This is a genomic window from Fusobacterium sp. (assembly GCF_029258315.1).
In the GTDB taxonomy this organism is placed as follows: domain Bacteria; phylum Fusobacteriota; class Fusobacteriia; order Fusobacteriales; family Fusobacteriaceae; genus Fusobacterium_B.
Window position 1 is genome coordinate 1 of the sequence record NZ_JARHZE010000041.1, and the last position, 25,659, is coordinate 25,659.

The window sequence follows — 25,659 nt, forward strand, 5'->3', positions numbered from 1 at the left end:
AAGTGCTGGAAATTTATTATTTAATATAATGAAGATTTTACCTAAAAAGAGTTTAGAATTTAAAGAGCCAAAAGAGATTATAAAAATAAAAGTTGATAAAGAAACTGGATATAGGGCTAAATATTCTGTACAAACAAAAGAGATATTATATCCAAGTGAAGCTAAGCCTTTAAGAATATCCCCTTATTATAAAAAAATTTTTGTAAATGAAGAGGGGAAAGAGGTTGATTCAAGAGATAAAGGATTTTTAAATCATAAAGAAAAAATTATACTAAATTATCCAATAGAAGTGATAAATTTTTATGTAAGAAATAATTTTAACCTTCCAGAAATTTTTAAAAAGAAAACTAAAAATTTGAAATTTATATATCCAACTAAAAATTTAAAAATATCTATACCCAGAGATTTTGATGGAGAAAAAAATATAATAATAAAAATTGCAAATTTAAAAAATGAAAAATTATATTGGTATCTAAATGGAAAATATTTAGGACAGGATAATGTTAATGAAAAAAAATTAAATTTAGGATCTGGAAAATATCAATTAACCATCGTTTCAGAAGCTGGTGAAAATGAAAAAATAAATTTTGAAATTATAAAAAAATAGAAGAGGGCTATTATAAATTTTGTATAATAGCTTTTTTATTAAAAATAATTTTATCTGAAATAGATATAATAACAAAAAAATAAGATAAGAATAATAAAAAATAGTACCTGTTTAATTTTAAATTTTATTTAAGATTAAGTGATAATATATATAAAAATATATAAAATTTTATTGACAGAAGGGAATTTGTTTGATAAAATCTTTTTCATATAGAAAAAATCTATATGAAAATTATTATTTTTAGTTAATAACGGTCTTATAAAAAAAGAAAAGACTGTTGAAAATATTTAATAGAGGTGAGGGAAAATGAATAAAGGAAAAGAAGCTTTAGTACTTGGTTTTGCATTGTTTGCAATGTTCTTCGGAGCTGGAAATTTAATATTTCCACCATCTGTAGGAATAAATATGGGGGACAATTGGTTTTTAGCAGGACTTGGATTTTTAATTACAGGAGTTGGACTTCCATTACTAGGAGTTATAGCTTTTATAAAAGTTAGAGAGTTAGAAAATTTCTCTACAAAGGTTTCTAAGGTTTTTAATAATATTTATTGTAGCGTACTTGTTTTAGTAATAGGACCATTATTTGCTATTCCAAGAACAGGATCAACAACAATTGAGATGGGTGTTTTACCAATGCTTTCAAATGTTGATAAAACAACAGTAACTATCGTAAGTTCTATTGTTTTCTTTGGAGTTACATTAATGCTTGTAATAAAAGAATCTAAAATAACTGATATCGTTGGAAAGTTTTTAACACCAATCATCTTAATAATTTTATTAGCTATCACAGCTTTAGGAATTGTTGGAGATATTGGAACTCCAATCCATAAAGTTGATTCTGGAATGTTCTCATTTGGATTTATCCAAGGATATCAAACAATGGATGCTTTAGCATCAGTACTTTTTGGAGTTGTAATTATTAAAGGATTAAAAGGTAAAGGTGTTGAAGATCCGGAAGAGCAAGGACGTTTCTTATCAGTAGCAGGAATTATTGCTGCAACAGGATTAGGACTTATCTATTTTTCATTAATGTATCTAGGAGCAAGAATAAGTGGAGTTCAAGATGGTGCAGTTACTACATCAGCAGCTTTATATATAGCAGAGGTTACTTTAGGTTCAATTGGTAAAACAGCTTTTGGAATTTGTGTTGCAGCAGCTTGTTTGACAACATCAGTTGGATTAGTAGCTTTAACAAGTGACTGGTTCTCAAGAATTACTCCATTCTCATACAAGACAATTGCAATTTCAACTTGTGTATTTTCTTCTGTAATGGCAATAGGTGGAGTAGATTTCATCATTCAATTATCAGTACCAGTATTATGCATTTTATATCCAATAACAATAGTATTAATTTTATTCAATGTTATGGGAATAAGAAATGAATTAGCTTACAAAGCAGGAGTATATATTACACTAATTATCAGTGTTATTGAAGTTTTAGGATCAACTTTCAAAATAGAAGGATTAACAAGTTTAGTTCAAAGAGTACCTCTAGGGAAAGATGGATTTGCTTGGTTATTACCTTGTTTAGTTGCAACTGTAATAGGATTTATTCTTTCAAAAAAGACAAATAATAATTAAGATAAAAAGAAGGAACTGATTTATTTTAGTTCCTTCTTTGTTTATGTATTAAAATTTTTAAATTTCTCAAACCAATATTTTTATTAAAACAGCTTAAGAAATAAAATATATAATAAAAAAGAAACCATTTTGTTGGTTTCTTTTTTTATTAAAATTATAAATTATTTAACATCTCTAAAACTATTTTAGCAGAGTGATCTGAAGCAACTGGTTTAAGATCTTCGTAACTCATATGAGCAGATCCATCAGCTTTATCAGATATAGTTCTTAGTACAACAAAAGGTACTTTATACATAGAACCAGCCACTTGAGCAACAGAAGCTCCTTCCATTTCAACAGCTTTTGCCTCAAAAGCTTTTCCAAGATTAACAACTTTTTCTTTATCAGCAATAAATTGATCTCCAGAAATAACAGTTCCAATATGAACTTTATCCTCTCCTAAAACTTTAACAGCAGATTTTTTAGCAACCTCAACTAAATCTTTATCAGCATAGAAGAATGGAGACTCCTCTTCATCAATAAGTCCTAGTGGACAACCAAAAGCTGTAAGGTCAAAGTCATGCTGAGCTAACTTATCAGAGATAACTAAGTCTAAAACATTTAGACTATGATCAACAGCCCCAGCAATACCAGTGAATATAATTTTGTTAACTCCATACTCTCTAATAGCGATATCAGTTCCAACTGCAGAATTTACTTTTCCAATTCCAGTTCTAAAAAGAACGACATCTTTATTTTGAAGTTTTCCTTGGTAGAAAGTTATTTTTCCTATTTTTTTAGAAGTTATATCAGTCATAGATTTTTTTAAAAGATCTATTTCAGAATCCATAGCTCCTATAATTCCAATTTTAGATGTTTCTTTTGTACTAGTTGCTCCAAAAGAGTTTGCTCCCATAAGTAGTAAAAATAATCCACTTAAAGAAAATAATTTTAATGATTTTTTCAATTTCTCATCTCCTTAATAAAAAATTTTATAGTATACTATGTTTTGACATAGTTTTTAATATGGTTATATTTCTTTACAATATAAATTTATATCAGTACCATCAATAAGAGTTAAAATGTACCAATTATAATTTTCAAAAAGTCCACTTCTCCCTGCATTTTGAAATCCAATAATACAGTCACTATTAAATATCTCTTCAAAAACTTCTTTTGTAACGCACTCAGTATCTAAAGCTAAAATTTCTTCTTTTGTCATAGTTACTCCTTATTCAATATTTTTAAATCCTTCTCCAAGAACCTCAGAAATATCACTTATAAAAATAAAAGCATTCTTATCGATATTTCTAACAATTTTTTTTATAGTGGTAACTTCATACCTGCTGACTAAACATTGTACAATTTCTTTAGGATCTCCTTGATAACCACCTTTAGCACAAATAAGAGTTGTACCTCTATCAAGTTCTTTCATAATAGCCTCTTTTATTTCAAAACTTTTTTCTGAGATGATACTTACAGATTTTGAAGAATTAAAACCATCTTGAATAACATCAATAACTTTTGATGAGGTAAATAATCCCACAAGAGTATACATAAAAATCTCTTTTCCAAAAAGAAAACCTAAAAGAGAAAGAACAATTGTGTCTAAAATTAAAAATCCCTTTCCTATTGGAAGATTAAAATATTTATTTAAAATTTTTATTAAGATATCGGCTCCGCCACTAGAACCACCAGCAACAAAGATAAGGCTCAAACCTATTCCAATTAAAACTCCTCCAAAAAGAGAGGCCATTATTTTATCATTCATAGGTCCAAGATAATTCTTTAAAATTTTAAAAGCGATAGAAGTTGCCAAAGTTCCATAAAAAGTTTTTATAATAAATTTTCCGCCAATTAATTTATATCCGATAAAAATTAAAGGAATATTTAAACAAGCATAAGTAACTCCAATATCAAATTTAAATAGAAAATATAAAATAGTGGCAATACCAGCTATACCACCATCGGCCATTTGGTTGGCCACAAAAAAATAGTTTACTCCAAAGGCATAGATAAAAGCTCCAATAGTTATAAGAAGTATATCTTTAAATACATCTTTATAACTGACATCTGAAAATAAATTTTTTGTATATTTTTTCATAATTATTCAACCTCGATTATTATCTTAGTACCAAATTAATTATAATCTATTTTTTTTAAATTAGCAAGTTGAATGAAAAATAATATAAAAAATTCTTGACAAAAATATTAATAAGTGTTAACATTACATTATGAAATTATTAGCACTCTACTTGATAGAGTGCTAAAATATAGAAGGGGGATTTTTAAAATGAGTATAAAACCTATTGGAGAGAGAGTTGTTGCAAAAGCAATTAAAGCAGAGGAAAAGACAGCAGGTGGAATTATTTTAACAACTTCTTCTGTGAAATTAAATCCAAATACTGTTGAAGTTGTAGCTGTGGGACTTGGAGAAAAAGTAACAAAAGAGATAAAAGTAGGGGATAAAATAATTTTTACAGGATATTCCGCTACTAAAGTACAAGATAATAATGAAGAATTTTTAATAATTGATTTTGAAAATATATTAGGAAAAGTAGAGTAGTTTAGGAGGCAAAAAATGTCTAAGATTTTATTATTTGATGAAACAGCTAGAAAAAAATTAGAAAAAGGTGTAGATACCTTAGCAAATGCAGTTAAAATTACTTTAGGACCTAAAGGAAGAAATGTAATATTAGATAGAGAATTCGGATCTCCATTAATTACAAACGATGGAGTTTCTATTGCAAGAGAGATAACTTTAGAAGATCCTTTTGAAAATATGGGAGCAAAACTTATAAAAGAAGTAGCAACTAAAGCAAATGATGTGGCAGGAGATGGAACTACAACTGCTACAATATTGGCTCAAGCTATTGTAAAAGAGGGATTAAAAATAGTTAGTGCCGGTGCTAATCCTATGTTTGTAAAAAAAGGGATTGAGAAGGCAGTAGAAAAAGTTATTGAAAAATTAAGAGAAAAATCTAAAAAAGTAGAGTCAAACTCAGAGATAGAACAAGTTGCATCAATATCTGCTGGAGATAAAGAGATCGGAAAATTAATAGCTGAGGCTATGTCAAAGGTAGGAGAAACTGGAGTTATTACAGTTGAAGAAGCTCGTTCTTTTGAAACTTCATTGGAGATAGTTGAAGGAATGCAATTTGATAAGGGATATGTTTCACCATATATGGCAGATCCTACAAGAATGGAAGCTAATATGGAGAATCCTTTTATATTAATAACAGATAAAAAAATAACAAATATCCAAGAACTATTGCCTATTTTGGAAAAAGTTGTAAAAACATCAAAGCCACTTTTATTAATAGCTGATGAATTAGAAGGGGAAGCTCTAACAACTTTAGTAGTAAACTGTATTCGTGGAACATTAAATGTTGTGGCAGTAAAAGCTCCAGCCTTTGGAGATAGAAGAAAAGCTATCCTTGAAGATATAGCAGTTTTAACAGGAGCAACTGTAATATCAGAAGAGAGAGGAATGAAATTAGAAGAAACTACTCTCCAAATGCTAGGAAGTGCTAAAAAAGTAAAAGTAAATAAAGATAGTACAACAATAGTTGATGGATTAGGAGATAAAGAACAAATAAAAGAAAGAATAGCTCAAATAAAATCTCAATTAGAAAATACAACTTCTGATTATGATAAAGAAAAAATGCAGGAAAGAATAGCTAAAATTTCTGGTGGAGTAGCAGTTATTAAGGTTGGAGCTGTTACAGAAACAGAGATGAAAGACAAAAAATTAAGAATAGAGGATGCTTTAAATGCTACAAGAGCAGCAGTTGAAGAAGGAATAGTTCCTGGTGGTGGAGTAGCACTTGTTGAAATAGCAAAATCTATTGAAGATTTCAAACTTGAAGGAGAAGAGGGAATGGGGGTAGAAATTGTAAAAAAAGCTCTACTTTCACCAATAAAACAAATAGCAATAAATGCAGGTCTTGATGGAGGAGTTGTAGTAGAAAAGGTAAAAGGCCTTCAAGATGGATTTGGATTAAACGCCTCAACTGAGCAGTATGTAGATATGGTAAGTGAGGGAATAATAGATCCAACTAAAGTAACAAGATCAGCAGTACAAAACGCAGCATCAATAGCATCTTTAATACTTACAACAGAGGTGCTTATAGCGGATAAAAAAGAGGAAAAAGCAAATATTCCTCAACAACAAATGTCAGAAATGATGTAAAATCATAAAACAATAAAATTTTAATAAGAAACAGAAAATATATTGATAAAAACTTTCAAAAACAAAAAACTTTCACTAATAGAGGATAGAAATACTATCCTCTATTTTTATTTTAAATAAAAAATGAGCCTTAAAAAAGACTCATTATTTATCTTAGATCTCTTTAAAAATTTTATCAATTTTTTTAAGTAGATTAACAACCATTTTTTGTTTTTCTAAAGGAAGCTTATTAAAATTTTCTTTTTTAGGAAAATGATTTACAAAATTATTAATATCATAATTTAAAATATCATTATCTTCTAGGATAATAGCTTTCTTCTCGGAAAAAATTTCCTCTAAGTAATCAATTGAATTATCTTTTTCTAAATTTTCAATGATCTCCTTAGGGTTAGGAGTTTTACAGATTTTATCAATCTTAGCATAAGCTAATTTTGCAATTGTTTCTTTAGAAAAATCATTTGAACAAAGAGAATATAGTTTATAACGGTTTCTATGTCTAAGAGCTGTCATTTTATTATATCCATTTAATTCAAGCCATTTTACATAACAACCAGTATATCTATTTCCACTTAATTTTAGTTCGACTTCAGTAAATATTTTTCCTAAAGTAAGAGAAGTTTGAGCTTGTAAATTTAAAACCTCTAAAGATTTTTCTTTTAAAAAATCATTAACTTCATTATCAAGAGTTAATTTAAATACATCTTCATTTATATTTTTTATTAAAAAGTTATTTTTTCCTTTTACTATTTTCTCTTCAACTTTTTTTTGTTTACGAGAGTTTAATAAATCTTTTAATTTTTCATCAATCTTTTTTTCCATTATTATTCACCTAGTTCAATCATTATATCAGCTAAAGTTTTTCTTGCATCATCTAAAAGTTTTGATTTAGTTTCCCAAATAGTTTTACCATTTCCTAAAAGATTTTCAACTTGAGAAAGCTCTCTTATAGGTTCTGGGAAAAGAATATCAGTATCTCTTAAAAGATTTTTTAATTTTTCAAGATTTTCATTTTGAGTTACAGTACTTCTATATTTATTAGGAATAACAGCTAGGATTTTTTCAATTCCAGCTTCTTCAATAACATTTGCTACCCCTTCAATAGTAGCTCTGTCACAAAATACAGGAATAATAATTTTATCAGAGCATCTTACAAACTCAGAATCTATTTTTAAAAGAGGCATACTATCAATAAGAATATAATCATATTCCTCTCTCATTCTATCTAAAAATGGTTCTAATTTTTTAGAGAACACAGAAGAAAATTTACTGTTTTCAAGAGGTATAAAATAAAGATTATCTCTAAGTTTTATAAGTTCTCCTTTTTTACCTCTTACCCAAACTTTTAATCCATTTTTAAAAGATGGAACTTCACCATCTTTAAATGTATAGTGTAAAATATTATTTTGAGAGTCAGAAGTAAGAATCAATACTTTTTTTCCAATAGAAGCAAGTCCAGCCCCAAGTTGTACAGTTAAGAAAGTTTTTCCAACTCCACCTTTATTAACTTTTATAATTATAACTTTTCCTTTATTGTTATCCATAATGTACTCCTATAAAAAATAATTTTATCAATCTATTGTATCACAAATGGTAAGAAAAGTTTATATAAAAATATTTTTTATGAAATAAGACTTGATTTAATTTAATTTTCATAATATAATCTTACAGTATTAAGCAAAAGAAAAATAAAGTGATAGATTTAAAATAGATTGTTTAAATAAAAATCCTTTTGACAAGTTTACAAAAGAATTTTTAAAAATAAAAAGGAGGAAGTATTTAATATCAAAAATGTATGGATATATTTAAGTTAAAAAATATTATCTTTTCTTAGGGGGCTTTTTTAAGCTTACGAGTAGTTAAGTGATTAATATAAAAAAATTACGATAGGTGGTAATATTTTTGTATGTTTTAAATCTTTTCAAGTGAAAAGAACTTAACTTTCTTTATTTCGATAAAAGTTATTAGATTAAAGAGTTCTATAACTTAAGTCACGAGAATAAAAATAAAGAACTTAAGAAAAATTATTTTGTACTCCGAGAAGTCTGCTGGGTAGCTTTTAGAGTAGTGGACAGTTATCTTATACATTTAAGTTTTTTTGTTGTATCAAAAAATATTAAATACGAAAGTTATGAAAAAAAGATTTTTGGCGTTTTTGATGGTTTTATTTTTATTTGTTAGTTGTGGAGAAAAAGAGAGCAAAGATAATACTTCTTTGAAAAACAAAGTAGTAGTAAAAATTTCAGCTGACCCAGACTACTTAGATCCACACAAATATGTAGCAGCAGCTACTGGAGAGATAATTTTTAATATTTTTGAAGGATTAGTAAAACCTGATTCAGATGGAAGTATTAAACCAGCTTTAGCAGAGAGCTATACAGTATCAGAAGATTTTTTAACATACACTTTTAAAATTAAAAAAGGTATAAAATTTCAAAATGGGGTAGAACTTACTCCTGAATTAGTAAAAGCATCTTATGATAGATTTTTATTAAAAGATTTCCCAACTAATCTATCAACAACAGAGTTTAAAAAATTAATAAAATCTGTTGTAGTTGATGGAGATAATGTCGTATTCACATTAAACAATGTAACAGGAGAGGGAATTGCAGCATTTTTAGATGGAATAATCTATGAAGATGGGGACAAAATTTATGGAACAGGACCTTATGCTTTAGAAGAATATGTACCAGGAGAAAGAGTTACTCTTAAAAAATTTGCTGATTACTGGAATAAAGATAATGTAGGAAATGTTGAAGAAGCAGAATTTAGAGTTATTAAAGACGATCAAAGTGGAGTTATGTCTTTCCAAATGGGAGATGTTGATATTATTCATAGAATGGGAGCAGAATATGTAAGTATGGTAGAAAACTCTGGAAATATTTTAGAGGGAGAACAAAATATGGTTCAATTATTAGCTCTAAATAATAGTGTTGCTCCATTGGATAATTTAAAAGTAAGACAAGCAATCAATTATGCTATTAATAAAAAAGAAATAATAGATGGAGCATCTTTAGGAAAAGGAGCTATCACTGGTGGAGCTGTAAGTCCTTCTGTAAAATCTATCTATAATAAAGAAACAGAAAGTTTATACAATACTGATTTAGAAAAATCTAAAGAGTTATTAAAAGAAGCTGGATATTCAAATGGATTAAAATTAGTTTTAAGAGCTCCAGCAAATTATAGAGTTCATGTAGATGCAGCTCAAATAATAAAAGAACAGTTAGCAAAAGTTGGAATTGATGTAGAAATTGAAGAGATTGAGTGGGGAACTTGGTTAAGTGATGTTTATAAAAATAGAAACTATCAAATGACAGTTATTGGATTTGAAGGAAAACCATCTCCATATGCAACTGTTGATAGATATAGAACAAAAGACCCAAGAAATATGGTTAACTTCTCAAATGAAGAGTATGATCAAATTATAGCAAAAATACCAACAGAAATAGATCAAGAAAAACAAGCACAGTTATATAGAGATGCTCAAAAAGTATTAACTGAAAATGTAGGAGCAGTATTTTTACAAGCACCAAACTATATAGTTGCTATAAATAAAAATATAGATGGATTTAAAATTTATCCATTATATGTTTTGGATTTAAGTTCTTTAGTAATAAAAAAATAAAAGGAGTTAAAAAGTGTTTTTAATAAAAAAAATTTGTACATCAATAACAACACTTTTTTTAGTAACAGTAATAAGTTTTACTATTTTAAATGTTATTCCAGGGGATCCAATTTTATCAAAACTTGGAGTAGATGCTACAAAGGAACAGATAGTTGCATTAAAAAAAGAATATGGATTAGATAAACCGAAATATATTGCTTATGTAGAATGGTTAGGAGATGATGTCAAAGGAGATATGGGACAGTCAATAAAGTATTCCACTCCTGTTAATAAACTGATATCTAAGAGAATGGGAGTTACTTTAAACCTAGCTAGTTCTGCAATGGTTATTACAATATTAGTTGGTTTTCCTCTAGGACTTTTATCAGCTATGAGAAATAAGAAAAAGGGAGATAAATTTTTATCGATATTTAATATGATAGGGATATCAGTTCCATCTTTTTGGATAGGACTTTTACTTCTTATGATATTTGGTGTATATTTAAAACTTCCCATTAAAGTAGTAAATCAATTTTTACCAGCTATAACTTTGGCAATTTCACAGATCTCGATAACTTCCATATATTTAAAAAATATTATTTTGGAAGAGATGGATAAAGATTATGTGAAAGCTGGGATAGCAAGAGGAAGAGGTAAAAATGAAGTTATAGTGACAGATGTTTTAAGAAATATTTTATTTCCTATGCTAACAATAGTATCTGGACTTTTTATAAAAATATTAGCTGGAAGTGTTATAGTTGAGAGTCTTTTTAATATACCAGGACTAGGAAGTTTAATGGTATTGGGAGTAGAAAATAGAGACTATCCAGTAGTTCAAGCTCTAGTGTTATACAGTGCAGTGGTCGTTATTGTAATAAATTTATTTACAGATTTATTATATTCATATGTAGACCCTAGAGTAAAAATTTCTTAGGGGTATAAAAATGAATAAAATTAAAAAAATAGATAAGAGGCTTTTATTTGGAGTAAGTTTCTTTTCAATATTGATATTGGCAATAATTTTAACTAAATTATTTAGTCCTTATGGAGTAACAACAATAGATGTTGAGAATAAATTAGCTAGTCCATCCTTAAATCATTTATTTGGAACTGATAAATTTGGAAGAGATATTTTTACAAGAATAATGGAAGGGGGAAAGATAGCCCTTTGTGTTGGAATCTCTTCTATAGGGATAGGACTTTCAGTGGGAAGTATTTTGGGAATGTATTCTGGCTATTCAGGTGGTTATGTAGATGAAATCATAATGAGAATAATAGATGCTTTTATGTCATTTCCAGGAATATTATTTGCTTTGATGATGATAACAGCCTTTGGCTCAGGGACTTATAATACAATATTAGTAATTGGTATAATGAACATACCTCATTTTACTCGTTTTGCTAGAGGTGAAACATTAAAAGAGAAGGAAAAAAATTATACTTTATCTGCTAAAACAAGAGGAGCATCTGATTTATGGATATTAAGACACTATATTTTTCCAAATATAAGAGGAAAATTAATAGTATCAACAGCGCTTTCTTTAGGAGTTTCAATATTAACTGAGGCATCACTAAGTTATTTAGGTTTGGGAATACAAGCTCCATACCCAAGTTGGGGTTCGATGCTTAGAGAGGCTCAGATATATTTCTTAACAGCTCCTTGGTATGCTATATTTCCAGGACTTTTTATAACTCTTACCATTTGTTCTATTAATTTAATAGGGGAATATGCAAGAGAAAAATATAATTCAAAAGGATAGGATAAAGATGAATTTATTAGAAGTAAAAAATTTAAATATATCTGTTGATTATAACGACTCTCTTTTATCTTTAGTAGAAAATTTAAATTTCAATGTAAAAAAAGGTGAAATTTTTGGAATAGTTGGAGAATCTGGTTGTGGAAAAAGTATATCTTCGAAAAGTATTATAAGAATTTTGGAAGATAGATTTCATCCAACAGGAAATATAATTTTTCAAGAGGAAAATTTATTAGAGCTAAGTGAAAAAGAGATGAAAAAAATTAGAGGAAATAAAATAAGTATGGTCTTTCAAGATGCTTTAAGTGCATTAAATCCTCTGAAAAAAATAGGTAAACAAGTGGAAGAAACTTTAAAAATTCACAAAAAAAACCTTGGTAGAGATGAAAGAAAGGAAAAAGTTTTAGAAATTTTAAAAGAGTGTGATATATATAAACCGGAAGAAGCTATTGAAAAATTTCCTCACGAACTTTCAGGTGGACAAAGACAAAGAGTAATGATAGCTATGGCTGTTATTTGTGAGCCGGATCTGATAATTTGTGATGAGTCAACAACAGCTCTGGATTTAAGAACTCAACTTAGAGTAATAAAACTTTTAAAAAAATTAAACAAAGAAAAAAATATGGCAATAATTTTTGTTTCTCATGATATAGCTCTTATAGAATCTATTTGTGATAGAGTTATGGTAATGTATGGGGGAAGAAGTGTGGAGATTTTAGAAGGAAGTCTTAAAAATGCTAAACACCCTTATACAAGAGCCCTTTATAGTATGCTTTTTAGTATGGATGATAAAAATAGAATGTTACCATATGTACCTGGTACAGTGATTTCTCCCCTTGTAAGAAAAAGAGAAAAATGTTATTTTGGTGACAGATGTAAGTATTACAATAATTGTAAAGAAAATGATTTGGTTGAGGTAGAAAAAAATCATTTTGTAGCTTGTGAAAAGGTGATAGAAGATGTTGCTAGAAATAAAAAATCTTAATAAGTATTATGGTGAAAAACATGTGCTGAAAAATATATCTTTTTCAATAGAAGAGGGAGAAGTTTATGGACTTGTAGGGGAGTCTGGTTGTGGAAAATCTACAACAGCAAGAGTTTTAACAGGACTTACTCCAGCTAAAAGTGGCGAGATAATTTTTCAAGGAAAGAGAGTGGACTGTAAAAAAATAAGTGGTTTTAGAGATATACAAATGGTATTTCAAGACCCGAACTCATCTCTTAATCCTATGAAAAAAATAAAATGGATATTGGAAGAGCCTTTTAAAATTAATAAAATAAAGTCTGTTAATGTAGATGAAAAAATAAAAGAGATGTTGACAATAGCAAATTTAAATGAGGATATTTTAGGAAAGTATCCTTATGAATTAAGTGGTGGACAAAAACAAAGAATAGCTATAATCCTTGCACTGCTTTCAAATCCAAAGCTATTAATAGCTGATGAGGCTGTTTCATCTCTAGATTTATCTGGACAGGCTAGTATTTTAAATTTCTTTAAAAAACTACAAGTTGAATTAAAAGTTTCATATCTTTTTATATCTCATGATTTAAGAGTTGTTTATCATATGTGTGATAAGATAGGGGTTATGAGAAATGGTGAAATTGTAGAAGAGGGGACACCAGAGGAGATATATAGAAATCCAAAACATGAATATACGAAGGCTTTATTAAAAGCGCTTCCAGGTTCTTATGAATTTGAAAAAGAACTAGAAAATATATAGAAAAATAAAAGGGGGTTGTTGTAAATTGATATTTTTTTTATTAATTTCCTCAACTCCTTTTATTTTAGAGAAAAAATAGAAATTATTTTTATATGACAAGTTGATTTAAATAAAAAATGCTGAAAAGAAATTTTTCTTTTCAGCACTTTTATATGAACTTTTAAAAATGCATCAGCCATTTTATTTTTACTCACAGTAAGTTTCAATGATATTATTTGTAGCTCTATCAAATAACATTTTAATTTGTTCTTCTAAAATTCTAGCTGTTGAAAGAGGGGGAAGACTATTTATATTAAAGTATTTAACATTTGTAATATCAAAAGTTGTTTTTAAGTTTCCTTCTAATTTTTTACACAAGAATACTATCTTATATGTATAGAAAGGCTCACTAGGGTGGTTGTAGAATTTTTTATCCAAGATAGCAAGAACTCTAACAACTTCAACATCAAGTCCAGTTTCCTCTTTCATTTCTTTAACCATAACTTCTTTAGGAGAAAATCCAATATCGCACCATCCACCAGGGATAGACCATTTACCAGGATCAAGTTTTTCTTCTACCATAAGAATTTCATCATTTTCATTAAGTAATAATCCACGAACTTCAACCTTAGGTGTAGGATACTCTTTTATAGGTAAATAAAAATTATGTAGTTTTTCAAGGGAGATATTTTCATCAGTCAAAATATCTAAAATTCTTAAATTTATCTCTTTAAGTTCTCTATATCTTTCATCATCATATCCATTATGGGCATAAAGAATACCTAAATCACTAAGAGTTAGATTTCTTTTTACCAGATTGATTAATTCTAATAATGTTTTATTTTCCATATCTATCACCTATCTTATAAATTTATAATTTTCTTCAAAGTCTTTTATAAATAAATCTACATTCTCCTCTTTAGTAGCCCAAGAAGTAACAAATCTTACAACGGAATGCTTATCATCATATTTTTCTATAAAGCTAAACTTATATTTTTTTTCAATCTCTTCAATCATCTTGTTTGAAAAAATTAAGAAAAGTTGATTTGTATAAGAATCAGTGATAAGTTTTATATTATTTTTAACAAAAACTTCTTTTAATTTAAGAGCCATTTTATTTGCATGTTCTCCACACTTAATATAAAGATTATCTGTAAATAGTTCGTTGAATTGAATTCCTAAAAGTCTTCCTTTAGCAAGTAAAGCTCCTCTTAATTTAATACTAAATTGAAAACCATCTATTAAAGTTTTATTAAAGAAAACAACAGCTTCTCCAAATAAAGCTCCTGATTTTGTTCCACCAATATAAAGAGCATCACATAAATTTTTGTAATCAGATAAATTTATATCATTTTTTATAGATGCTAAAGCAGAAGAAAGTCTAGCTCCATCAATATAAAAATATAAGTTTTTCTTTTTACAAAAAGAATAAATTTCTTCTAATTCTTTTTTTGTATATAGAGCTCCAATCTCATTTGGATTTGAAATATAAACCATCTTAGGTTGAACCATATGAGCATCAGTATGAATATCTAAAATATTTTGAATAAGTTCTGGAGTTAATTTTCCATCAATCCCTTTAGCTGTTAAAACTTTATGCCCACTTCCTTCAATAGCTCCTGTTTCATGGACATTTATATGCCCTATATCAGAAGAGATAACAGCCTGATAAGGTTTTAATATGTGAGAGATAACAACTAAATTTGTTTGTGTCCCCCCAACTAAAAATCTGATGTGGCAATCTTCACAATCTAGAGATTTTTTAATTTTTTCATAAGCTTTAAGAGTGTAAATATCTTCTCCATAGCCGTCTGTTTGTTCTAAGTTTGTTGTGGTTAAAGCTTGAATAATATTTGAATGAGCCCCTTCGCTATAATCATTATTAAAACTTATCATAGTAATCCTCCTCAATTTTTTTATTTTATTGTCTAAAATATTTAATTTATTTTTTAACTTTTAAAGACTAAATATAAAAAATTATAATTATCAATCTCTTTAGGATAGTTAAATCATAGTAGTTATTTAATAAAAAAATTATATCATTATTTAATTTTTATTTCAAAGAAAAACAAATAATTTTAATAAAAAATAAAAAAAGCAAAAGAAAAGGTTGACAAAATAGAATTAATTTGCTATCATTACTTAAAATAAAAAAATTAGTATTTAGGAGATAAAAAAATGGTATTCAAAATCAGGCAAGAAAGGAATAGAATTAATTAACGAATTTAATATCGTTTCTTTGAGCTTGTCTAAAAATATCCTTTTTTCTTTGTAAAGATTAGAAACCCTGTAAAGAGGGTTTTTATGAGCATAGATTTTGTAATAATTTTTATTACTAGAGAGATGTTGAGGCTTAGTTTCAGAGGAAATTAAGCTTTTTTTATTACTTGTTTAAAATTTAATTATATATAAAGATTACTAGGAGGGAAAATGTTAGATTATTTAAACACATTACAGGAAATTTTTATTGGGGGAGAAAGATATAAGTATATATTACAAGGACTTTCTTTTTCTGTGGGGGTGACATTATTTTCAGCAATATTAGGAATAATATTGGGAGTTTTATTAGCTATTATGAGAATTTCAGATTTTCGTCCATTTAAAAATAGTAAAAATGAAAAATGGAGAAACTGCAATCCGTTATCTGATATTTCTATTGTATACACAGATTTAATAAGAGGAACACCAGCAGTTGTACAACTTATGATATTAGCAAATATAATTTTTGCAGGATTTAGAGATATGCCAGCATTTTTAACAGCAGGAATAGCTTTTGGAATTAACTCAGGTGCTTATGTTTGTGAGATTATAAGAGCAGGAATCGAAGGACTTGATAAAGGGCAAATGGAAGCAGCAAGAGCTTTAGGAATGCCATATTCACTAGCTATGAAGGAGATAATTATTCCTCAAGCTGTAAGAAAAATTTTACCAGCACTTGTAAGTGAATTTATTACATTATTAAAAGAAACTTCGATAGTTGGATTTATTGGAGGGGTAGATTTATTACGTTCAGCAAATATAATCACAAGCCAAACTTATAGAGGTGTAGAACCATTATTAGCAGTTGGTTTAATATATTTAATAATGACAGGAATATTTACTAAATTTATGAGAAAAGTTGAAAAGGGGTTGAAAAATGATTAAGGTTGAGCATTTATATAAAAATTATGGAAAAGTGGAAGTATTAAAAGATATTTCAGTTGAGATAAAAAAAGGGGAAGTTATAGCAGTAATAGGACCATCAGGAAGTGGAAAATCAACTTTTTTAAGATGTCTTAATAAACTTGAAGAGCCTACAAAAGGAAATATATATATCAATGAGAAAAATTTAATGGATGAGAGTACAAATATAAATAAGATAAGAGAAAATGTGGGAATGGTTTTCCAACATTTTAATCTTTTCCCACATAAAACAGTTTTAGAAAATTTAACAATAGCACCATTAAAAGTAAAAAATGCAAATTTAGATGAAATTAACAAAAAAGCTATAAAGCTTTTAGAAAAGGTTGGACTTGCAAATAAAGCAGATGCTTATCCAGATCAATTATCTGGAGGACAAAAACAAAGAATAGCAATAGCAAGAGCCCTTGCTATGGATCCAGAAGTAATACTTTTTGATGAACCTACATCAGCTCTTGATCCAGAAATGATAAAAGAAGTTTTAGATGTTATGAAGGATCTAGCTGAAGAGGGAATGACAATGATAATAGTAACTCACGAAATGGGATTTGCTAAAAATGTTGCAGATAGAGTTTTCTTTATGGATAGAGGAAATATTTTAGAGGATGACTCGCCAGAGGTTATATTTAATAATCCAAAACATGAAAGAACAAAAGAATTTTTAAATAAAGTTTTAAATCGTTAGTAATATAATAATTATAAATGGAGGTAATTTTATGAAAAAAGTTTTTAAGGTATGTGGAATTTTATTAGCAATGTTTATGTTTGTGGCTTGTGGAAAAGAGGAGAAAAAAGTTTTATATGTGGGAACAAATGCTGAGTTTCCTCCTTTTGAATATTTGGAGAAAGATCAAATGGTTGGGTTTGATATAGACTTTATAAATGCTTTAGGAAAAGAATTAGGAAAAGAGATAGTTATGAAAGATATGAGTTTTGATGGACTTTTACCAGCATTACAATCTAAAAAAGTTGATATAGTTATAGCTGGAATGACAGCAAGTGAGGAAAGAAAAAATGCTGTTAACTTCTCTGAACCTTATTATTCAGCAAATCAAGTAATTGTATTAAATGAAAATAATACAGATATTAAAGATTTTGAAGATTTAAAAGATAAAAAAATAGGGGTTATGCTAGGATTTACTGGAGATTTAGTTATTACAGAGATGGGGCTTCCTTCAGAAAAATTCAGTGCTGCTTATGCAGGAATAATGGCATTACAAAATGGTAAATTAGATGCAGTAGTTTTAGATTCTGAAACAGCTACAAGCTATGTAAAAAATAATAAAGGGTTAAAATTAGCTGAAGGAAAAGGTGAATCTGAAGATTATGCAATAGCAATAAGAAAAGATGATAAACAATTATTAGAAGATATAAATAAAGCTATTGTTACTTTAAAATCAAATGGAGAATTTGATAAAATATTAAAAAAATATTTTAACTAGAAATTAATAAATAAAAAATGCTGATATTTTAGTGTGCTGCACCCCTTTTCTTAGTTGTCTAAGATTTTGGGTGCAGTACAATTTTAGTCAGCATTTTTTATTTTCTCAAGAAATTTATATTTTATTTTTCCAAAGGTTTTATAAAAATTTGAACCCAATAGAAATCTCCGTTTTTATCCAATCCCTGAGCAACACCTAAATGTGTGAATTTAGGATTTAGAATATTAGCTCTATGTCCCTTTGAATTCATCCAAAGCTTCATTGTTTCTTCTGGAGTTTTTGTTTTTTTAGCAAGATTTTCTCCAGCAGTGGAGTAAGAAATTTTATTATCTTTTATAAAATCCCCGAAAGAACGATAACCTCCAGCTAGGTGATTAAGTTTTCCCTCTCTGATAACAAGTTTAATTTTACGTTGAGCAACTTTATTTAAATTTTTATCAAGAGTAAGAGGGGCAATTCCAACTTTTTCCCTTTCGATGTTTACAAGATTAAGAATTTCTTTTTCAAAGTTTTGATTTTTTGAAAAAGTTAAAGAAAAATTAAGCGTAAAAATAATAAAAAATATAAAAAGTGATTTTATTTTTTTCATTAAAGTCCTCCTTAAAAAAATATAAAAAAATCCCTATATCTTTTGAGATAAAGGGATCTGAAATTATTATATCATTAAAATAAAAAAATAGAAATTATTTTTTAATAAATTCTAAGTGGTAAAAATTCTCTACAAAAATTTTATTTAAAACATTTGCAGTAGAACCATGGGAAGATATTAAAATAATTAATAGTACTGATATAAAAATATAGTATGAACTGTATTAAAAGTTGAAAGAGTAAAAAAAATAAAAGTAAAGAAAAAATACTTGACAAACTTTTGAAAAACTTATATAATAGTTTGGTGATATACATGGAATTAAAAGAAATGATTGAAATAGGAATTCTATTGGATTATTATAAAGAACTTTTAACAGAAAAACAAAGTAAGTATTTGATAGAATACTTTGAAGAGGATTTATCACTTACAGAGATAGCAGAAAATTATGGAATTAGTAGACAGGCTGTATATGATAATGTTAAAAGAGGAATAAAAATATTAAGAAATTATGAAGAAAAGTTAAAATTTTACGAAAGAGATAAAGAACTTCGTAAAGAGCTTTTAGAACTAAAGGAAAACTTTAGAATAGAAAAACTTGATGAAATTATAGAAAAATTAAGTTAGGAGAGAATATGTTAGAAAATTTAGGAAATAGATTTCAAAGTATATTCAAAAAAGTAAGAGGGCAAGGAAAATTAACTGAAAGTAATATTAAAGAAGCATTAAAAGAAGTTAAGATGTCTTTGTTAGAGGCTGACGTTAACTATAAAGTTGTAAAAGATTTTATAGGGAAGATACAAGAGAAAGCTATTGGGACAGAAGTTTTAATAGGAGTTAATCCAGGACAACAATTTATAAAAATTGTTAATGATGAACTTGTTGAGCTTTTAGGTGGAACAAACTCAAGACTTACAAAGGGAGTTAAAAATCCTACTGTAATAATGCTTGCAGGTCTTCAAGGAGCCGGAAAAACAACTTTTGCAGCAAAACTTGCTAATAAATTAAAAAAGGATGGAGAGAGACCATACTTAGTTGCAGCTGACGTTTACAGACCAGCAGCTATGAAACAATTAGAAGTTTTAGCTAATCAAATAAATGTTCCAGCTTATATAGATGAAACAAATAAAGATGCAGTTGATATTTGTAGAAGAGCTTGGGCTAATGCAAAATCCCAAGACTATACATATATGATAATAGATACGGCGGGAAGATTACACGTAGACGAAAGTTTAATGGAAGAACTTGCTGAGATTAAAAAAGTAGTAAGACCACAAGAGATTTTATTAGTTGTGGATGCTATGATAGGACAAGATGCTGTTAATTTAGCAAAAAATTTCAATGATAAAATAAGTATAGATGGAGTTGTTCTTACAAAATTTGATGGAGACACAAGAGGTGGAGCTGCACTTTCTATAAAAGCTGTCGTTGGAAAACCAATAAAATTTGTTGGAGTAGGAGAAAAAATTGGAGACTTAGAACTTTTCCACCCAGAAAGATTAGCTTCAAGAATCTTAGGAATGGGAGACGTTGTTTCTTTAGTTGAGAAAGCTCAAGAAAGTATAAGTGCTGATGATGTGAAATCTCTTGAAGAAAAAATCAAGACACAAAAATTTGATTTAGAAGATTTCTTAAAACAACTACAAACAATAAAAAGAATGGGACCTCTAGGAAGTATATTAAAAATGATTCCTGGAATGGGAGATATTGGAGATTTAGCTCCTGCTGAAAAAGAAATGAAAAAAGTAGAAGCAATTATCCAATCAATGACAAAACTAGAAAGAAAAAAACCTGAAATCCTTAAAGCTGAAAGAAAACAAAGAATAGCTAAGGGAAGCGGAACAGATGTATCTGATGTTAATAAACTTTTAAAACAGTTTGAACAGATGAAGGGTATGATGAAAATGTTAAGCTCTGGAAAGATGCCTAATTTTGGAGCAGGATTTCCAAAAATGCCAATGGGAAAAAATGGAAAAAGATTTTTTTAAAAAATTATAAAAAATAAAATTAAAATATAGAAATTACAAGGAGAAGTGATTAAATGTTAAAATTAAGACTAACTAGATTAGGAAGCAAAAAGAACCCAGTTTACAGATTAGCTGCTATGGAAAACTTATCAAAAAGAGATGGTAAAGCAGTAGCTTACTTAGGAAACTACTATCCATTAGAAGATTCTAAAGTAGAATTAAAAGAAGAAGAAATCTTAACTTTCTTAAAAAATGGAGCACAACCTACAAGAACTGTAAAATCTTTATTAGTTAAAGCTGGAGTTTGGGCAAAATTTGAAGAATTAAAAAAATAGTTTCAAATTCAAAAAATTTGAATTAAATTAAGGCAGCCTTAAGGTTGCCTTTTTTTATAAAAGCACAAGATAGAAATTTAAAAGAAAATATGCTATAATTATAAAAGTTTATTAAAGTATATTATGGAGGAAAGAATGGAAAAAATTTTCGATATTATTAGTAAAGAACTTAATATAAAAGTCCCTCAAATAGAAAATACAGTAAAACTTTTAGATGAAGGAGCAACAGTACCTTTTATATCTAGATATAGAAAGGAAGTTACTGGAAACCTTGATGAGAATCAAATAGGAGATATTTTAAAATCAATTACTTACTTAAGAAATCTTGAAAAAAGAAAAGAGGAAGTAATTGGTCTTATTGAAGAGCAGGGAAAGCTAACAGAAGAGTTAAGAAAAAGTATAATGGATTCTTCAAAACTTCAAGAGGTTGAAGATTTATATCTACCTTATAAAAAAAGAAGAAAAACAAAAGCTGATATTGCTATTGAAAAAGGATTGGAACCATTAGCCCAATTTGTTTATTTAACGAAAGATCTTACTCAAATAGAAAAAGAGGCTACAAAATATATAACTGAAGAGGTAACTTCTATAACTGAAGCTATAGAAGGAGCAAAATTAATAATAGCTCAAGGAATATCAGAAAATGCTAGTTACAGAGAAGAGATAAGAAATATATTATTAAAAGACGGAATTATAACTTCTAAAAATACTAAAAAATCTGCTGAACTTGATGAGAAAAAAGTTTATGGAGATTATTATGAGTATAGTGAAAATATAAAAACAATATTATCTCATAGAATATTAGCTTTAAATAGAGGAGAAAAAGAGGACATACTAAATGTTTCAATAAAAGTTGATGACATTGTAAGAGAAAGAATAGAAAATAGTATTCTTAAAAAAGAATTTAACAATTTAGAAATAAAAGAATTCCTTTTAGAAATAATAGTTGATTCATTAGATAGATTAATACTTCCTTCTATTGAAAGAGAAGTAAGAAATATTTTAACTGATAAAAGTGAAGAAGAAGCTATTAATATATTTAAAGAAAATTTAAAAAATTTATTATTACAACCACCATTAAAAGAGAAAAATGTTTTGGGACTTGATCCAGGGTATAGAACAGGGTGTAAGGTAGCTGTTGTAGATAAAAATGGTTTTTATGTAACTAACGATGTGTTCCATCTTGTCGAAGGAATGGATAGTCCAAAACAATTGGAAATATCTCGTGAGAAACTTTTAAAATATTTAGATAAATATGAGATAGATATAGTTTCAATAGGAAATGGAACTGCTTCAAGAGAAACAGAAAGTTTTGTTGCTAATGTTATAAAAGAAAATAGCAAAAAAGCTAAGTATGTTATAACAAATGAAGCTGGGGCATCAGTTTATTCGGCATCAAAGTTGGCTAATGAAGAATTTCCAGATTTAGATGTTACAGTTAGAGGAGCTATATCAATAGCTAGAAGAATACAAGATCCATTAGGAGAACTTGTTAAAATAGACCCTAAATCAATAGGTGTTGGAATGTATCAACACGATGTAGATCAAAAAAGATTAGCTGAATCTCTAGAAGAAGTTATAGCTTCTGTTGTAAATAGTGTTGGTATAAATGTCAATACAGCTTCTTGGGCATTATTAGAACATGTTTCTGGTGTTAAGAAAAATATAGCTAAAAATATAGTAGAATACAGAAAAGAAAATGGAAATTTTAAAAATAGAAAGTCACTATTAAAAGTTAAAGGTTTAGGAAATAAAGCTTATGAACAAATGGCAGGATTTTTAATAATAGAGGATGGAGAAAATGTATTGGATAATACAATAATTCACCCAGAGTCATATGGCATAGCTGAAGAAATTTTAGAGAAAAACAATATTTCTTTAAAAGAGTATAAAGAAAATTTAGCGGATAGTAGAGAAAAGTTGAAAGTTTTTAAATATGAGAATTTTGCTAATGAAAAAGGTTATGGAAAAGAAACTGTAAAAGATATATATGAGGCTCTAATAAGAGATAGAAGAGACCCTAGAGATGAATTAGAAAGACCTCTTTTAAAATCAGATATATTAAAAATGGAAAATTTACAAATAGGAATGGAATTAGAAGGAACAGTAAGAAATGTTGTAAAATTTGGAGCTTTTGTTGATATTGGATTAAAAAATGATGCTCTTTTACACATATCTGAAATTTCTGATAAATTTATAAAAGATCCAAGTGAGGTTTTATCAGTTGGACAGATAATAAAAGTTAAGGTTAAAGAAATTGATACTGCTAGACAAAGAGTTGGCTTAACTAGAAAAACTAAGTAATGTGGTAATATTGGCAAGGAGTGAAATATGAAGATAGACAAAAGCTCAATAGTTTTTAAAATAATATTTTATACCAATATTGCTATAATTTCGTCTTCCATAGTTGTAGCTTCAATAATAACTTTTATTACTTTTCAAGATATGGAAGCTAAACTTTTAAATACGGCAAAAGAAAAAGTTTTTATTCTGGAAAAAGCTCATATGAATTATATATTTAATATGAGGGGAGATATAACTCAGATTTTATTAAAAAATGGAGACTTTTGTAGAAATTTAGAAAAAGTAAATTATGAAAGTTTTAGTCGGATATTAAAAGAAGAATTAATAAGAAATGATTTTAGAAAATACTATCAAATAGAAATAGCTCTTTTTGATAAAAAAGGAAGAATTTTAGGATATAGTGGAGATAATATTTTTGAGGATGAGTTACTTTTTACTTCTGAAGATTTTGATAGAATAATAAAAACTAAAAAATATTATACTGTAAAATCAGGAAATGAACTTTATTCTAGAATTATACTTCATAATGATATGTTTAAAGAGGAAAAAGATAATGGTTATATAGTATTATCAGTACCATTAAATAATAATATTTTAAGATATATGAGAGAATACATAGAACTTTCAAGTTCAGATAAGATTTTCATATTATCAAGCACAGATTATTTATATGGTGATTTCAAAAAGAAACCTAAAGAAAAAGTCTTTTTATTGAAAAATCAAGGTGACAATGTATATAAATATTCTTATAGAAATATAGAAATAAACGAAAAACCTTACTACATAGTTACAAGTACCTTAAATGATATTGATCAAAAAAATGTACTTGGATACTTAGGGGTAGGGATTTCTAGAGAAAATTTTTTAAAAACTAAAATTATTATTGCTATTTTTATAGGAATTATGGTATTATCTTTTGTAACAATAGCGACTACTTTTTTTAGTAAAATTTTAAAAAGTATGCTTCTACCACTTAATAAAATATCAAATGCTGCAGAAGAAATAAGCAATGGAAATTATAATACTATAATAGATTTTGACGGAATAGGTGAAGTTAAACTTTTAGAAGTATCTTTAAAGGGAATGTTAAAAAAATTAGAGGATAACCAAAGAACCTTAAAGATAAGAAATAAAAAACTAAAAGAAAACTTAAAGAAGATGAAATCGGTTGAAGAACTAATATTATCTTTAGAGACAGAAAGTGATATAAAAAATATAGTGAGAAAAATAATGAAAACTTTTGTTTCCGAAGCGGATTTAGGATTTATGAGAGGAATGTTCTTTAGATATAGTCGTGAAAAAAATGTTTTTATTGGTGAAATGTGTTTGTTGAATAATCATATAACAGAGATAAGAAACGATATATTAAAAGAAAGAAAAAATGGTTTTGAATTTCAAACTACACAGTTAGAAGATGTAATAAAATTAATAAAAATACCATTCTCGGAAGAAAATTTCATTTCTGAATCTTTTAAGAAAAAACAAAGTAATTATGTAAATGATAAGGCTTATAAATACAATTTAGGAAATGATCTTTTTAATACAATTGGACTTAAAAACTTTGTGGCAATTCCTATTTATAATATAGATTACTATTCTGGAGTTATGCTTTTTGATTATTATACTAAAGATAAAGAAATAACAGAAGAGGACATAGAGCTTATTAAAATTCTTGTTCTAAATGTTACAACTAAGTTAAAAAATAAAGTTGAAGAAAAAGAAAGAATAGAGGAAGAAAGAAATAGGACAATAAATAATATAACTGAGAGATTTTTAACAACCAGAGAAGAAGCTTTAAATAAATTGGTTAGTTTAATGCAAGAAAAAGATAATATTGACTTAGAAGAATTAGCAAATGAGATACAAGAATTTAAGTCAAAAGTTAAAAATATAAAATATTCAAATAAAATATTAAAACAATATTCAAATCCGTCTGATAGAAAAAAATTAGAACCTGTTAATATAGAACATTTTATGGTCGAAGTGATAGGTGTATTCAGAGGAATTTTAAAAGAAGATGGAAATGAAGATAAAGTAACAATAGCATCATTTATTAGTTATACAGAAGATGTTTTAGGAAATAGAGAAAGATTAAAAAGGGCTTTTTTAGAACTTTTAAAGAATTCTTATGATGCAGTTTTAGCTAACGAAAAAAGTGATAAAAAGATTACAATTATAGTAACTAGGGATAAAATTGCAAATAAAATTAAAATAGAGATTAAAGATAATGGAATAGGGATGGATGAGGAGCAATTAAAATATATTTCTCAACCATTTATGACCTATAAAGGTGACACACCAGGATTAGGAATACCTTTAGTAGAAAGAGTTATAAAAGACTGTAAAGGAGTAATTAAGTTTTATTCTAATCCTCAAAAGGGAACTGAAATAAAAATAACATTAAATATATTTAAGGAGGAGAAATAAC

The 25,659-nt window shown here is 27.4% G+C and carries 24 protein-coding genes and 1 pseudogene; 17 read left to right on the forward strand and 8 right to left on the reverse strand.

Going from position 1 to position 25,659, the window contains the following annotated elements; translation table 11 throughout:
• Window positions 1–607, forward strand: a pseudogene (locus Q1J48_RS02955) (penicillin-binding protein 1C); the annotation flags it as partial.
• Window positions 608–913: 306 nt separating this feature from the next.
• On the forward strand, window positions 914–2,188 hold the full coding sequence (gene brnQ / locus Q1J48_RS02960) for a branched-chain amino acid transport system II carrier protein (RefSeq protein ID WP_300329809.1): 1,275 nt from the start codon (window positions 914–916) through the stop codon (window positions 2,186–2,188).
• A gap of 154 nt (window positions 2,189–2,342) precedes the next feature.
• On the opposite strand, the gene Q1J48_RS02965 is transcribed toward brnQ, so the two are convergent.
• The 3 genes from Q1J48_RS02965 to Q1J48_RS02975 all read right to left on the reverse strand — a co-directional run bounded on the left by Q1J48_RS02965 (window position 2,343) and on the right by Q1J48_RS02975 (window position 4,271).
• The gene (locus Q1J48_RS02965; protein ID WP_300361106.1) at window positions 2,343–3,134 is read right to left on the reverse strand and encodes a 5'-methylthioadenosine/adenosylhomocysteine nucleosidase; all 792 of its coding nucleotides are present in this window, start codon (window positions 3,132–3,134) and stop codon (window positions 2,343–2,345) included.
• A 63-nt stretch (window positions 3,135–3,197) separates the two neighbouring features.
• Window positions 3,198–3,389 (reverse strand): hypothetical protein, encoded by a 192-nt coding sequence (locus Q1J48_RS02970; RefSeq protein ID WP_300329804.1) that lies wholly within the window; start codon window positions 3,387–3,389, stop codon window positions 3,198–3,200.
• A 9-nt stretch (window positions 3,390–3,398) separates the two neighbouring features.
• Complete coding sequence (locus Q1J48_RS02975; protein WP_300361108.1) at window positions 3,399–4,271, reverse strand: YitT family protein; 873 nt, start codon at window positions 4,269–4,271, stop codon at window positions 3,399–3,401.
• 189 nt (window positions 4,272–4,460) lie between these two features.
• Between Q1J48_RS02975 and Q1J48_RS02980 the strand changes: the two genes are divergently transcribed.
• The gene (locus Q1J48_RS02980) at window positions 4,461–4,733 is read left to right on the forward strand and encodes a co-chaperone GroES (protein WP_300329798.1); all 273 of its coding nucleotides are present in this window, start codon (window positions 4,461–4,463) and stop codon (window positions 4,731–4,733) included.
• A 15-nt stretch (window positions 4,734–4,748) separates the two neighbouring features.
• Entirely contained in the window at window positions 4,749–6,359 is a 1,611-nt protein-coding gene (gene groL / locus Q1J48_RS02985) for a chaperonin GroEL (protein ID WP_300361109.1), read from the forward strand.
• A gap of 153 nt (window positions 6,360–6,512) precedes the next feature.
• Here the strand turns inward: groL and Q1J48_RS02990 are convergent, their stop codons facing one another.
• On the reverse strand, window positions 6,513–7,178 hold the full coding sequence (locus Q1J48_RS02990) for a hypothetical protein (protein WP_300329792.1): 666 nt from the start codon (window positions 7,176–7,178) through the stop codon (window positions 6,513–6,515).
• Between the two features lie 2 nt (window positions 7,179–7,180).
• The gene (locus Q1J48_RS02995; protein ID WP_300361112.1) at window positions 7,181–7,900 is read right to left on the reverse strand and encodes a ParA family protein; all 720 of its coding nucleotides are present in this window, start codon (window positions 7,898–7,900) and stop codon (window positions 7,181–7,183) included.
• A gap of 614 nt (window positions 7,901–8,514) precedes the next feature.
• On the opposite strand from Q1J48_RS02995, the gene Q1J48_RS03000 reads away from it, so the two are divergent.
• From Q1J48_RS03000 to Q1J48_RS03020, 5 genes are read left to right on the forward strand one after another with little or no spacing between them, the layout of a single operon-like run.
• Complete coding sequence (locus Q1J48_RS03000; RefSeq protein WP_300345092.1) at window positions 8,515–9,981, forward strand: ABC transporter substrate-binding protein; 1,467 nt, start codon at window positions 8,515–8,517, stop codon at window positions 9,979–9,981.
• A gap of 13 nt (window positions 9,982–9,994) precedes the next feature.
• Window positions 9,995–10,894, forward strand: a complete 900-nt coding sequence (locus Q1J48_RS03005) for an ABC transporter permease (RefSeq protein WP_300361114.1) — start codon at window positions 9,995–9,997, stop codon at window positions 10,892–10,894.
• Window positions 10,895–10,904: 10 nt separating this feature from the next.
• On the forward strand, window positions 10,905–11,720 hold the full coding sequence (locus Q1J48_RS03010) for an ABC transporter permease (protein ID WP_300329778.1): 816 nt from the start codon (window positions 10,905–10,907) through the stop codon (window positions 11,718–11,720).
• Window positions 11,721–11,727: 7 nt separating this feature from the next.
• Window positions 11,728–12,702, forward strand: coding sequence for an ABC transporter ATP-binding protein (locus tag Q1J48_RS03015; RefSeq protein WP_300329775.1), 975 nt, complete (start codon window positions 11,728–11,730; stop codon window positions 12,700–12,702).
• Window positions 12,677–13,438 (forward strand): ABC transporter ATP-binding protein, encoded by a 762-nt coding sequence (locus Q1J48_RS03020; protein ID WP_300329773.1) that lies wholly within the window; start codon window positions 12,677–12,679, stop codon window positions 13,436–13,438. The genes Q1J48_RS03015 and Q1J48_RS03020 overlap by 26 nt, the downstream gene beginning before the upstream one ends.
• Window positions 13,439–13,624: 186 nt before the next feature.
• Here Q1J48_RS03020 and Q1J48_RS03025 read toward each other — a convergent pair whose 3' ends face one another.
• Window positions 13,625–14,266, reverse strand: coding sequence for an NUDIX hydrolase N-terminal domain-containing protein (locus Q1J48_RS03025; RefSeq protein WP_300361117.1), 642 nt, complete (start codon window positions 14,264–14,266; stop codon window positions 13,625–13,627).
• A 9-nt stretch (window positions 14,267–14,275) separates the two neighbouring features.
• On the reverse strand, window positions 14,276–15,313 hold the full coding sequence (locus Q1J48_RS03030) for a threonine aldolase family protein (RefSeq protein WP_300361120.1): 1,038 nt from the start codon (window positions 15,311–15,313) through the stop codon (window positions 14,276–14,278).
• A gap of 534 nt (window positions 15,314–15,847) precedes the next feature.
• Between Q1J48_RS03030 and Q1J48_RS03035 the strand changes: the two genes are divergently transcribed.
• The 3 genes from Q1J48_RS03035 to Q1J48_RS03045 are packed head-to-tail and all read left to right on the forward strand — an operon-like array spanning window position 15,848 to window position 18,039.
• On the forward strand, window positions 15,848–16,561 hold the full coding sequence (locus Q1J48_RS03035; protein ID WP_300329765.1) for an amino acid ABC transporter permease: 714 nt from the start codon (window positions 15,848–15,850) through the stop codon (window positions 16,559–16,561).
• Entirely contained in the window at window positions 16,554–17,282 is a 729-nt protein-coding gene (locus tag Q1J48_RS03040; RefSeq protein ID WP_300329763.1) for an amino acid ABC transporter ATP-binding protein, read from the forward strand. The genes Q1J48_RS03035 and Q1J48_RS03040 overlap by 8 nt, the downstream gene beginning before the upstream one ends.
• A gap of 31 nt (window positions 17,283–17,313) precedes the next feature.
• The gene (locus Q1J48_RS03045; RefSeq protein WP_300329759.1) at window positions 17,314–18,039 is read left to right on the forward strand and encodes a basic amino acid ABC transporter substrate-binding protein; all 726 of its coding nucleotides are present in this window, start codon (window positions 17,314–17,316) and stop codon (window positions 18,037–18,039) included.
• 121 nt (window positions 18,040–18,160) lie between these two features.
• Here Q1J48_RS03045 and Q1J48_RS03050 read toward each other — a convergent pair whose 3' ends face one another.
• On the reverse strand, window positions 18,161–18,628 hold the full coding sequence (locus Q1J48_RS03050) for a CAP domain-containing protein (RefSeq protein ID WP_300361122.1): 468 nt from the start codon (window positions 18,626–18,628) through the stop codon (window positions 18,161–18,163).
• A 312-nt stretch (window positions 18,629–18,940) separates the two neighbouring features.
• Here Q1J48_RS03050 and ylxM point away from each other — a divergent pair, with 312 nt between their 5' ends.
• From ylxM to Q1J48_RS03075, 5 genes are all read left to right on the forward strand, one after another.
• On the forward strand, window positions 18,941–19,252 hold the full coding sequence (gene ylxM / locus Q1J48_RS03055; protein ID WP_300329752.1) for a YlxM family DNA-binding protein: 312 nt from the start codon (window positions 18,941–18,943) through the stop codon (window positions 19,250–19,252).
• A gap of 8 nt (window positions 19,253–19,260) precedes the next feature.
• Entirely contained in the window at window positions 19,261–20,613 is a 1,353-nt protein-coding gene (ffh, locus tag Q1J48_RS03060) for a signal recognition particle protein (protein ID WP_300361124.1), read from the forward strand.
• A gap of 53 nt (window positions 20,614–20,666) precedes the next feature.
• On the forward strand, window positions 20,667–20,927 hold the full coding sequence (gene rpsP / locus Q1J48_RS03065) for a 30S ribosomal protein S16 (RefSeq protein WP_300329747.1): 261 nt from the start codon (window positions 20,667–20,669) through the stop codon (window positions 20,925–20,927).
• Between the two features lie 135 nt (window positions 20,928–21,062).
• Complete coding sequence (locus Q1J48_RS03070) at window positions 21,063–23,231, forward strand: Tex family protein (protein WP_300361127.1); 2,169 nt, start codon at window positions 21,063–21,065, stop codon at window positions 23,229–23,231.
• A 27-nt stretch (window positions 23,232–23,258) separates the two neighbouring features.
• Window positions 23,259–25,658, forward strand: coding sequence for an ATP-binding protein (locus tag Q1J48_RS03075; RefSeq protein ID WP_300329742.1), 2,400 nt, complete (start codon window positions 23,259–23,261; stop codon window positions 25,656–25,658).
• Window position 25,659 lies beyond the last annotated feature (1 nt).

Excerpts from the sequence above, each read along its gene's own strand:
- brnQ (WP_300329809.1), top strand. The coding sequence starts at position 914 with ATGAATAAAGGAAAAGAAGCTTTAGTACTTGGTTTTGCATTGTTTGCA.
- Q1J48_RS02970 (WP_300329804.1), bottom strand. The coding sequence starts at position 3,389 with ATGACAAAAGAAGAAATTTTAGCTTTAGATACTGAGTGCGTTACAAAA.
- Q1J48_RS02975 (WP_300361108.1), bottom strand. The coding sequence starts at position 4,271 with ATGAAAAAATATACAAAAAATTTATTTTCAGATGTCAGTTATAAAGAT.
- Q1J48_RS02980 (WP_300329798.1), top strand. The coding sequence starts at position 4,461 with ATGAGTATAAAACCTATTGGAGAGAGAGTTGTTGCAAAAGCAATTAAA.
- groL (WP_300361109.1), top strand. The coding sequence starts at position 4,749 with ATGTCTAAGATTTTATTATTTGATGAAACAGCTAGAAAAAAATTAGAA.
- Q1J48_RS02990 (WP_300329792.1), bottom strand. The coding sequence starts at position 7,178 with ATGGAAAAAAAGATTGATGAAAAATTAAAAGATTTATTAAACTCTCGT.
- Q1J48_RS02995 (WP_300361112.1), bottom strand. The coding sequence starts at position 7,900 with ATGGATAACAATAAAGGAAAAGTTATAATTATAAAAGTTAATAAAGGT.
- Q1J48_RS03000 (WP_300345092.1), top strand. The coding sequence starts at position 8,515 with ATGGTTTTATTTTTATTTGTTAGTTGTGGAGAAAAAGAGAGCAAAGAT.
- Q1J48_RS03010 (WP_300329778.1), top strand. The coding sequence starts at position 10,905 with ATGAATAAAATTAAAAAAATAGATAAGAGGCTTTTATTTGGAGTAAGT.
- Q1J48_RS03015 (WP_300329775.1), top strand. The coding sequence starts at position 11,728 with ATGAATTTATTAGAAGTAAAAAATTTAAATATATCTGTTGATTATAAC.
- Q1J48_RS03020 (WP_300329773.1), top strand. The coding sequence starts at position 12,677 with ATGTTGCTAGAAATAAAAAATCTTAATAAGTATTATGGTGAAAAACAT.
- Q1J48_RS03025 (WP_300361117.1), bottom strand. The coding sequence starts at position 14,266 with ATGGAAAATAAAACATTATTAGAATTAATCAATCTGGTAAAAAGAAAT.
- Q1J48_RS03030 (WP_300361120.1), bottom strand. The coding sequence starts at position 15,313 with ATGATAAGTTTTAATAATGATTATAGCGAAGGGGCTCATTCAAATATT.
- Q1J48_RS03035 (WP_300329765.1), top strand. The coding sequence starts at position 15,848 with ATGTTAGATTATTTAAACACATTACAGGAAATTTTTATTGGGGGAGAA.
- Q1J48_RS03040 (WP_300329763.1), top strand. The coding sequence starts at position 16,554 with ATGATTAAGGTTGAGCATTTATATAAAAATTATGGAAAAGTGGAAGTA.
- Q1J48_RS03045 (WP_300329759.1), top strand. The coding sequence starts at position 17,314 with ATGAAAAAAGTTTTTAAGGTATGTGGAATTTTATTAGCAATGTTTATG.
- Q1J48_RS03050 (WP_300361122.1), bottom strand. The coding sequence starts at position 18,628 with ATGAAAAAAATAAAATCACTTTTTATATTTTTTATTATTTTTACGCTT.
- ylxM (WP_300329752.1), top strand. The coding sequence starts at position 18,941 with ATGGAATTAAAAGAAATGATTGAAATAGGAATTCTATTGGATTATTAT.
- ffh (WP_300361124.1), top strand. The coding sequence starts at position 19,261 with ATGTTAGAAAATTTAGGAAATAGATTTCAAAGTATATTCAAAAAAGTA.
- rpsP (WP_300329747.1), top strand. The coding sequence starts at position 20,667 with ATGTTAAAATTAAGACTAACTAGATTAGGAAGCAAAAAGAACCCAGTT.
- Q1J48_RS03070 (WP_300361127.1), top strand. The coding sequence starts at position 21,063 with ATGGAAAAAATTTTCGATATTATTAGTAAAGAACTTAATATAAAAGTC.
- Q1J48_RS03075 (WP_300329742.1), top strand. The coding sequence starts at position 23,259 with ATGAAGATAGACAAAAGCTCAATAGTTTTTAAAATAATATTTTATACC.